Annotated in this window: 3 protein-coding genes; all 3 read left to right on the top strand. The window is 63.3% G+C overall.

The genetic code is table 11. The features are described 5' to 3' along the window. Window positions 1–60 precede the first annotated feature (60 nt). Window positions 61–7,644, top strand: coding sequence for a hemagglutinin repeat-containing protein (locus NMG10_RS25605; protein ID WP_254465360.1), 7,584 nt, complete (start codon window positions 61–63; stop codon window positions 7,642–7,644). 19 nt (window positions 7,645–7,663) lie between these two features. Then, window positions 7,664–8,056 (top strand): SMI1/KNR4 family protein, encoded by a 393-nt coding sequence (locus NMG10_RS25600; RefSeq protein ID WP_232857788.1) that lies wholly within the window; start codon window positions 7,664–7,666, stop codon window positions 8,054–8,056. A gap of 485 nt (window positions 8,057–8,541) precedes the next feature. Beyond that, window positions 8,542–8,940: filamentous hemagglutinin N-terminal domain-containing protein (locus NMG10_RS25595; RefSeq protein WP_254465359.1), on the top strand; the 399-nt coding region annotated here is incomplete at its 3' end.

The following is an 8,940-nucleotide window of genomic DNA, read 5'->3' as shown; positions in this document are numbered from 1 at the left end:
CTGCGCAACGGCAGCGATGCCAATGGCCAGCGCGGCATCCTCCAGGCCCTGGGCCTCGATGTGCAGAGCGCCAGTCTGGACAACCACGGCGGGCGCATCGCGGCGTTGGGTGGTGATGCACTGATCCGCACCGGGCAGCTGGACAACCGCGACGGCGGCATCTCCGCCAGTGGCCTGCTCAAAGTCACCGGCGCCAGCCTGCTCAACGGTGGTGACGCGCGTGGCGAGATGGTCGGCCAGCGTATCGACATCGGGCTGAGCGGCGCGCTGGACAACCGTGGCGGCATCGTCGAAAGCGCGAGTACTTTCGCCATCACTGCCGCCAGCCTGGATAACCAGGGTGGCCAGTTGCGTGCCGTGGGCAGCACAGGCAAGAGCCAGTTCGCCATTGGCGGCCTGTTCGACAACCGCACCGGGCTGGTGGAAGTCGGTAATACCGACCTGACGCTCGGCGTCGGCGTGTTGCAGAACGTCGGCGGCAAGGTGCTGCATGCGGGCAAGGGCGTGTTCGACATCGACACGCTCAACCTGACCCGCGCTGGCGGCAATCTGATCACCCGTGGCGGTCTGACCCTGACCGCCGACAGCTGGACCAACGCCAGCGTGATCCAGGCCGGGCGCCTGACGGTCAACGTCAACAACCTCACCCAGACCGCCGGCGGCCAGTTGCTGGCATTCGACAGCCTGGTGGGCAACGGCGGCAACTGGAGCAACGATGGCCTGATTGCCAGTGACGGTGATCTCAGCCTGAACCTGGGGGGCACTTACAGCAGCGCCAATGGGCGGGTGAACAGCCTGGGTACGCTGGGCGTGAGCGCGGCGCAGATGAGCCTGGGTGGCAACGCCAGCATCACCGGCGTGGGCAACACCACGGTCAACGTGGCGGGCCTGCTGACCAACCAGGGGCGGCTGAGTGCGGCAGGTGATCTGCTGGTCAATGCCGGCAGCCTGAACAACCTGGGGACCCTGGGAGGCAACCAGCTGGTGCGCGTGACCACCGGCAGCCTGCGCAACGATCGCAGCCTGTTGTTCAGTGGCGGGGACATGCAGCTGTACACCGGGACCCTGACCAACTTCTATGGCGACGTCTACAGCCTGGCTGGGCTGACGGTGGCGGGCAATGCCGCAGGTGGGCTGGCGAGCAAGGTGGAGAACATCTCCGGCAGCCTGGAAAGTGCCGGGGACATGCGCCTGAATGCGCAGACGATCGAGAACCGCAAGGAAATTTTCAAGACCACGGGGGCCCCGACGTGGAGCTCGATCGGCATGCGTCAGACCGGCCCGGGCGGCGGTCATATGGTGCTTGAGGAGTACTACGAGAAGAAGGTCGAGATCGACTCGCCCGCCGGCGCCATCCGTGCTGGCCGCGACCTGTTCGTGCTCGGGGGGCGGCTGGAGAACTCGGCTTCGGTGATCACCGCACAGCGTGATATCACGGTCAATGTGCAGAACTTCCTCAACAAGGGCGAGGCACTGGGCACCTATTCGGTATTGAAGTCGTTCACCCTGTCAGGCGTGGACAAGGTCAAGTACGCCATGCCGTATTTTGCTGCGGTGATGCGCTACAACGCAGCCAATGACCCGCAATACACAAGGGCCAACAGTAACGGCGACAGACACCTCGTTGGCACATTGCGCATGTGGGATGCCAACTGGAACGAGTCACGCATCACGCCCTACACCCGGCTTGGCGGTACCGCGAACTTCAATACCATCGCGGTCATCGGTTGGAAGAGCTGGTTCGACGGCTTCTCGCTCAGTGCGCTGAACATTGCGCCGGCATACAACCCGAATGCGAGAGCGCCGCTGCCCGCGCAGATTCAAGGCGTCACGTTCTACGACCAGCGTACCATCGAGCACGGCACTCAGGTCGGTGCCGCGAATGCTGTGGTACAGGCGGGTGGCCGGGTAAGCATCAATGCCACCAGGGACGTGATCAACAGCGTCATCCAGGAAGGACTGACGGTCAGTGGTCCGGCAGGCAAGGCGTTTGACCCCAAGCTGCCGGGCGCTGCCGGTAACACGGTTATCCGTATTCACGCCCAGCTTCCCCCTGACCTGGCGCAACAACAGGTCAACCCCCTGGCTTTGGGCGGCTTCACCTTGCCCACCGGCCAGAACGGACTGTTCCGCCTGAGTGGCCAGGGGGGCAGTGCCGCGGGTGCCTCGCCGCAGGGTTGGACACTGGGAACTGCCGAGGTTTCGAACCAGGGCCGCCAGGCGCTGGCACCAGGCGGTCAGCCCGGCGCGCTGCAGGCCATGGACGCCAGTGCGGGGAACCAGAGCCATCAGGACATCGACCGCATTGCCCACCAGGGCGGTGCCGTGGGCGGCAACGCAAGTGCCATCGGTGTCTACGCACCGGGCGGTGCAGCGGTTGACGCCACCCCTGTGCCGCGACATCCCGGTGCCAACGGCAACCCGTGGAGCAACTCACGTCCCGACATTGCGGGTGTCACCCGTATGCCGGACAGCCAATACACCAGCAAGCCACACAAGTACCTGATCGAGACCAACCCGGTCCTGACCGACCTCAAGCAGTTCATGAGCTCCGACTACCTGCTCGGCAACCTGGGCTACGATCCGGACCAGAGCTGGAAGCGCCTGGGCGATGGCCTCTACGAGCAACGTCTGATCCAGCAGGCGGTGGTGGCCCGTACTGGTCAGCAGTTCATCGATGGCCAGACCTCCGGCGAGCAGTTGTTCAAGTACCTGATGGACAATGCCCTGCGCAGCAAGGACCAACTGCAGCTCAGCCTGGGCGCGGGCCTGACGGCTTCCCAGGTGGCGGCGCTGACCCATGACATCGTGTGGATGGAAAAACACCAGGTCAACGGCGAGGACGTCCTGGTGCCGGTGCTTTACCTGGCCCAGGCCAACAACCGCCTGGCCCCCAACGGCGCGTTGATCGCCGGCCAGGACGTGGAACTGATCGCCGGCGAGAACCTGACCAACGTCGGGACCTTGCAGGCCAGCCGCAACCTGTCCGCCACCGCTGGCAACAACCTGGTCAACACCGGCCTGGTCCAGGCCGGAGAGCGCCTGGAACTGCTGGCCGGCAACAACCTGAGCAACAGCGCCGGCGGCATCATCACCGGGCGCGACGTGAGCCTGACCGCGGTCAATGGCGACATCCTCAACCAGCGCGACCAGGTGCGCGCCGTCACCAACTTCGGCGGCACCAGCCAGCACAAGGACTACCTGGATAACGCCGCCCGTATCGAAGCCGGGAACAGCCTCAGCCTCAAGGCGGGCCAGGACATCAACAACGTCGCCAGTGTGATCCAGAGTGGCGGCGACCTGTCCCTCAACGCCGGGCGCGATGTCAGCCTGCTGTCGGTCGAGGAGCGCGAAGGCTTCTACAGCAACCGCCAGCGCAACAACACCGTGCAGCAGCATGGCGCGACGGTTACCGCCGGTCGCGACCTGAGCATTGGCGCGGGCCGCGATCTCACCGCGGTGGCCAGCCAGATCGATGCAGGCCGCAACCTGTCCCTGGCCGCGGGCGAAGATCTGAACCTGACCTCCGCCGCCAACGAAGCCCACAGCTTCAGCCGCAGCAAGAAGGTCACCCAGTCCAAGGACCAGGTCACCCAGGTCTCGACCACGGTCAAGGCCGGTGGTGACGTGTCGCTGTCTGCCGGCCAGGACATGGCCATCGTCGCCAGCCAGGTCAAGGGCAAGGGCGATGTCGACATCGACGTCGAGCGCGACCTGACCATCGCTTCCGCCCAGGACGAAAGTGCGTCCTACTACCTCAAGAAGAGCAAGGGTTCGTTCGGTCGCAAGAGTTCGAACCAGAAGGAGAGCTACCACAGCACCAACGTCGCCTCGGTGATCGAGGCCGGTGGTGATCTCACCGTCAACGTCAGCAAGCAGGACTATGGCGGCATCTCCCTGGATGGCGGCCGCGATGTCACGGTGATCGGCAGCCAGCTCAAGGCCGGCGGCGACCTCATGATTGGCGCGACGGGCGATGTGGCGGTGCTGTCCGGCGTCGAAGAGCATGGCGAGTTCAGCAAGAAGACCAAGTCCGGCTTCCTCGGCCTGTCGAAGAGCGGCAAGAGCCAGCTCAAGACCAGCGCCACCCAGGTGGGCAGCGAGCTCGATGCCGGCAACGACATTGTCCTGGCGGCGGGGAGCGACGTGCGCCTGCGCGCGAGCAAGGCCAATGCCGGCAACGATGTGGAACTGCGCGCCGGGTTGGTGGATGACGAGGGCGATGTCAACCTGGTATCGGCCAACGACACCGCCTATAGCCGCAGCGAGGAGTACAAGCAGAAGCTCAAGCTCTCGCTTTCGGCCAAGGACATGCTGTCGCCGACAGCGCTGATGCTGCCGGGCGTGCAAAACGTCTCGATCCCCTCGGTGTCGATTGCGTCGGCAAAGACCTCCGGGCATGAAGCGCGCAGCAGCACCAGTGTCGGCAGCCAGGTGGTCGCCGTGCGCGACGCTACCCTGGAGGCGGAACGCGATATCAACGTGCTCGGTAGCGGGATCAATGCCGGACGCAATGTCAGCCTGAACGCCGGGCGTGACGTGAATATCACTGCGGCGCAGAACCAGCGTGACGATACGCAGTGGTCCAAGTCGAGCAGCGTCGGGCTGCATTCGGACACCGACGACAACGGTACCAATTTCTTCGCCGGCGTTGAAAAAGAGAAAGCCAAGGACCGCCTGCGCGAGCAGTTGGCTGCCGGCAGTCGCATCCAGGCTGGCAAGGACCTGGATATCAATGCCGGGCGTGATATCAACCAGACCGGTTCGGACTTGCTGGCAGGGCACGATATCAGCCTTGGCGCCGGACGAGACATCAACATCGATGCCGGCCGCGACACGCGTATCCAGGAGCAGGAACGCGAGTATGAGAGCCAGGGGGTCAGTGGCTCGATCAAACACAACGCCGGCAGTACCAAGGATGCGATAAGCAATACCGGCAAGGGCGAGGATGGCGTCAGCAAGGGTTCCAGCACCTTGCAGACCGTGGACGCCATCGGCCAGTTCTTCTCCGGCCCCACCGGAGACGGCAAGATCGGTACCAGCAAGCAGACCAGCAGCCAGCAAAGCGTGGAGCAGAGCAATCGGTCTTCGACGCTGGAGGCCGGCAACGATGTGAAGATGCAGGCCGGCAACGACGTCAATATCAAGGGCAGCAAGGTCCAGGCCGGGCGAGACATCGATATCAAAGGCCGGGATATCAACATCGATGTCGCCAAGGGCAGCAGCAGCCAGGAAAGCAACCAGTCGCAGAGCTGGGGTGGCGTGCATGGTGGCACCAGTGGCGGCTTCAAGGTCGGCATCGGCGGCAGCCATGGCACTGCCAGTGCCGATAGCCAGCAGGGCACCTCCACGCCTTCGCAGCTGGAGGCCGGCGGTAACATCAAGCTCGACGCCAGCAATGACCTGAATATCGTGGGCAGCCAGGTCAAGGCCGGCCGCGATGTGGAGTTAAATGCCGGCAATGAGCTGAACATCGTCGCTGCCAAGAACGACAGCCAGCAGGAGCAGAACCGTCAGAGCGGCGGTGGCGAGGTCGGCCTGACCTTCGGCTCTGAAGGTGTGGGCGTCTACGCCAGCGTCAACATGGGCAAGGGCGACCTGGAGCGTGAAACCCAGCGTCATCAGCAAGCCTATGTGTATGCCGGTGACCAGCTGAAGTTCACCAGTGGCAAGGACACCAACATCAAGGGCGCCCAGGTACGCGGCGACGAAGTGATCGGCCGTGTCGGTGGCGATCTCAACGTGGCCTCGGCCATCGACACTGGCAAGGTCAAGGGCAAGGAGTTCGACATCAATGCCACCGTCACCGTGGGCCCGGGCGCCGGTGTCAGTGGCTCGGTCGGCTATGGCAAGACCACCGGCAAGACCGAGTGGGTCGAGGACCAGACGCGCATCACCGGGCGTGACAAGGTCGATATCCGCACCGAGAACCACACCCAGCTCGACGGTGCGCTGATCGCCGCCGACAACGGCAATCTCAAGCTCGATACCGGCACCCTGGGCTTCAGTGACATTGCCGGCAAGGACAAGGAGCACGGTTACTACCTGAACGTGGGTGGCAGCTGGAAGAAGGGGTCGGCCAGTGCCGAGCAGGACCCTTCCAACGGCAAGGTCACCGCAGACTCGGGCAACGGCGAGAAGGGTTCGAAGAACCAGACCAGCTGGAGCGTCAGTGGCTGGGAGTATGAAAAGGACCGCGAGCAGACCGTCCGCGCCACCGTGGGTGCAGGTGATATCACTGTGCGCAAGGACGCCGAGACCGGCCAGGACTCCACCGTCGGGCTGAACCGTGACCTCGACAAAGCCTACGAAATCACGCGGGACAAGGAGTCGCGCACCGATCTCTATGTGACCGACAGCTCGCTGCACGATGTGCTGAATCCCAAGGAGACGCTGCAGAAATGGAGCGATGGGCTGCTCGACTACGACAAGACGGCGCTGAAGAACTTCGAACAGGCCGGCAATGCCCTCAACGCCCTGGTCAATCGTTACCAGCGCATGACCGGGCGGCCAATGGACAGCGGCGCTGTCGCGGTCGCGGGCCGGGCGCTGGCGGAAAACACCCTCGAGTCGCTGATCCTGGCAGGGATGTCGCCACGCGATGCCATGGCCTTGATGGGCAAGGAAGACTTCCAGACCCAGGTATTGCAGCAGCTCAACAACCTTGAGCATGTGTTCGAGCAGTCGCAGGATTTCACCCGCGAGCTTGAGCGAAATCTGGGGGCTCTGCAGCTAGACACGACACATGTCACGGCGGAGCGCGACAGCGTCCAATGGACGCTGACCTATGTCTCGACCATCAACGAGTACCTGGACGCGCATCCGGATGGGGCCGAGGCGGTCACCGTGGCACTTGCCATGCTGCAAGGCCCCAAGGCTGTCATCCAGTTGGCTGTCAGCCAGGTGATCGACCAGACGGAGCTGGCCAAGGACTTCAATGCCAAGGTCGAGGAGGCCGTGGCGAAGGTTGGCAAATACATTGCCGAGCGCATGGAGGGAGAGGACGACCTCGACAAGAAGGAAGGTGGCGACTTCCTGATTGGCGGTGGCAAGTTGATCACCAGCGTGATCATGGGCGCCATACCAGGACGCAAGGGCGGCACCCACCATGAAGGGAGCAATGGGCCGGGATCTCACCTGGATGTGCCGGATACCCGCAAGCCGCACGAGCCGCCTGCCGGCGATGTGCCGCCCAAGGGGCCGACATCGGCGTTCACCCAGCTTTCCAGCCAGGCACGGCGTTATCTCAATGAGCTGGAGGCGCACACGGGCCTCAAGGTCACCGCCGAGCAACGCGACAACCTGGCAAATGCCTTGCGCGAAAAGAACTACACCAAGCTCACGCCCAAGGAAACCCAGAAACACCGACGCGAGTTCAACAAGGTCAAGGACGAGCTGATCGGCCAATGGGAAACCAAGACAGGCCAGACGTGGCCCCGCTACACCGAGAACGTGATGAGCAAGGATGGAACAAAGGTGGTGCGCAAGGCCGGACAGCCCTACGATGCGCACCACATCATCGAAAGTGGGTTCGGCGGACCTAACGAATGGTGGAACATGCACCCGGCACGCTTCCCCGACCAGCATCAAGGTGGCATCCATGGGAAAGACAGCGTGAGCAGGGAAATCTTCACATCACGATAAGAGGGCAGGGTGAATGGGAATGTATGACGATCTGCAGCCGGACAAGGTGTCCGGCCCCCTTTCCAAACTGACGACAGCCGAAGCGCAGGTGCTCTCGGCGCTGGCTGGCCCCCATTCGCAGGTGCCGGCCGATTACCTGGCGTTCATCAGGGAGCTTGGATGGGGGGAAGTGGGTGAGGCGGCCTATATGTTGTACGAAGGCCTGCTCACGCCTGACCAGGTCTACGATGAGGATGGGGACAACGCCCTGGAAGGCATCCTGCTGTTCGGCGATGACCTGCAGGGTTACTGCTCAGGGTTCGACACGAACAATGGCTGGGTGGTTGTCGATATCGACCCGGTGAGCCGTGAGGCCCATCAGGTGGCGGACAGTTTCTCCGAGTTCATACGCGAACTGTTGGGTGACTTGTAGTCCGTGTGCACTGCAAGGGCCGGGAATCACCGGGCAGTATCTCCCGGTTTCGATTCGCGGGTCCTTGCTGGCCGCTGCGGCCAGTTCTTCTCTTCTCTGTGTGGCTTCTTGCGGTGCGCATGCCCAGATGAGGCATGGCACCGATTTCTTCCCTTCCGACGTCCTCGATAGCCCTGGATGCAGTGCGCTGGTGGCCTCTGGCTGCCTGGAGCTTCAGCTTGGGTGGCTGCTGGAACAGGCAGTAGATGGTTTCACGGTTTTTTGACGATATTAATTTGACGTTTCCGTGATGGCAAAATAACATCTCGCGCTCTTTTTTCGGGGGCCAGGCACTGGATGATGCCTGTGCGTTGTCGGCGGGGGCGAGCTTGCGTGCCTACCTTCGCCCACAGCCTGAAACGCCCCGACATGTTGACCGACAAGGAATGCCCGGTGTACTTGCGCCTGGACTTCGTCATCTGACCGCCTGATTCACGAGACCTGACATGGACGTTCGCCTGTTTGCCTTCCTGGCCCGCCAACGCTCGGCCGCAATTCAGCCCCGCGAGCGCTTCTGCGGGCTGCCCAAGCGTGGCCTGGCCTTCCTGCTGGCCAATGCCATGTTCTGGCAGCCGCTGTGGGCGCAGGCCGCCGAAGGCGTGGTGGTCAGCGGGCCGGGCACCAGCCTCGGCCAGGCGGGCAACGGCGTGCCGATCGTCAACATCGCCGCGCCCAACGGCAGCGGGCTGTCGCACAACCAGTTCAGCGACTACAACGTTGGCCAGCAGGGGCTGATCCTCAACAACGCCACCGAGCGCACCCAGGCCACCCAGCTGGGCGGGATCATCCTTGGCAACCCCAACCTCCACGGCCAAGCGGCCAATGTCATCCTCAACGAGGTCAAC

This window comes from Pseudomonas sp. DVZ6, assembly GCF_024259445.1.
Taxonomy (GTDB): Bacteria; Pseudomonadota; Gammaproteobacteria; order Pseudomonadales; family Pseudomonadaceae; genus Aquipseudomonas; species Aquipseudomonas peradeniyensis.
This window is presented reverse-complemented; position numbering and strand designations above follow the sequence as displayed.

What these genes read in the sequence shown, in the direction of transcription:
- NMG10_RS25600 (WP_232857788.1), top strand. Translation starts at nt 7,664, where the DNA reads ATGTATGACGATCTGCAGCCGGACAAGGTGTCCGGCCCCCTTTCCAAA.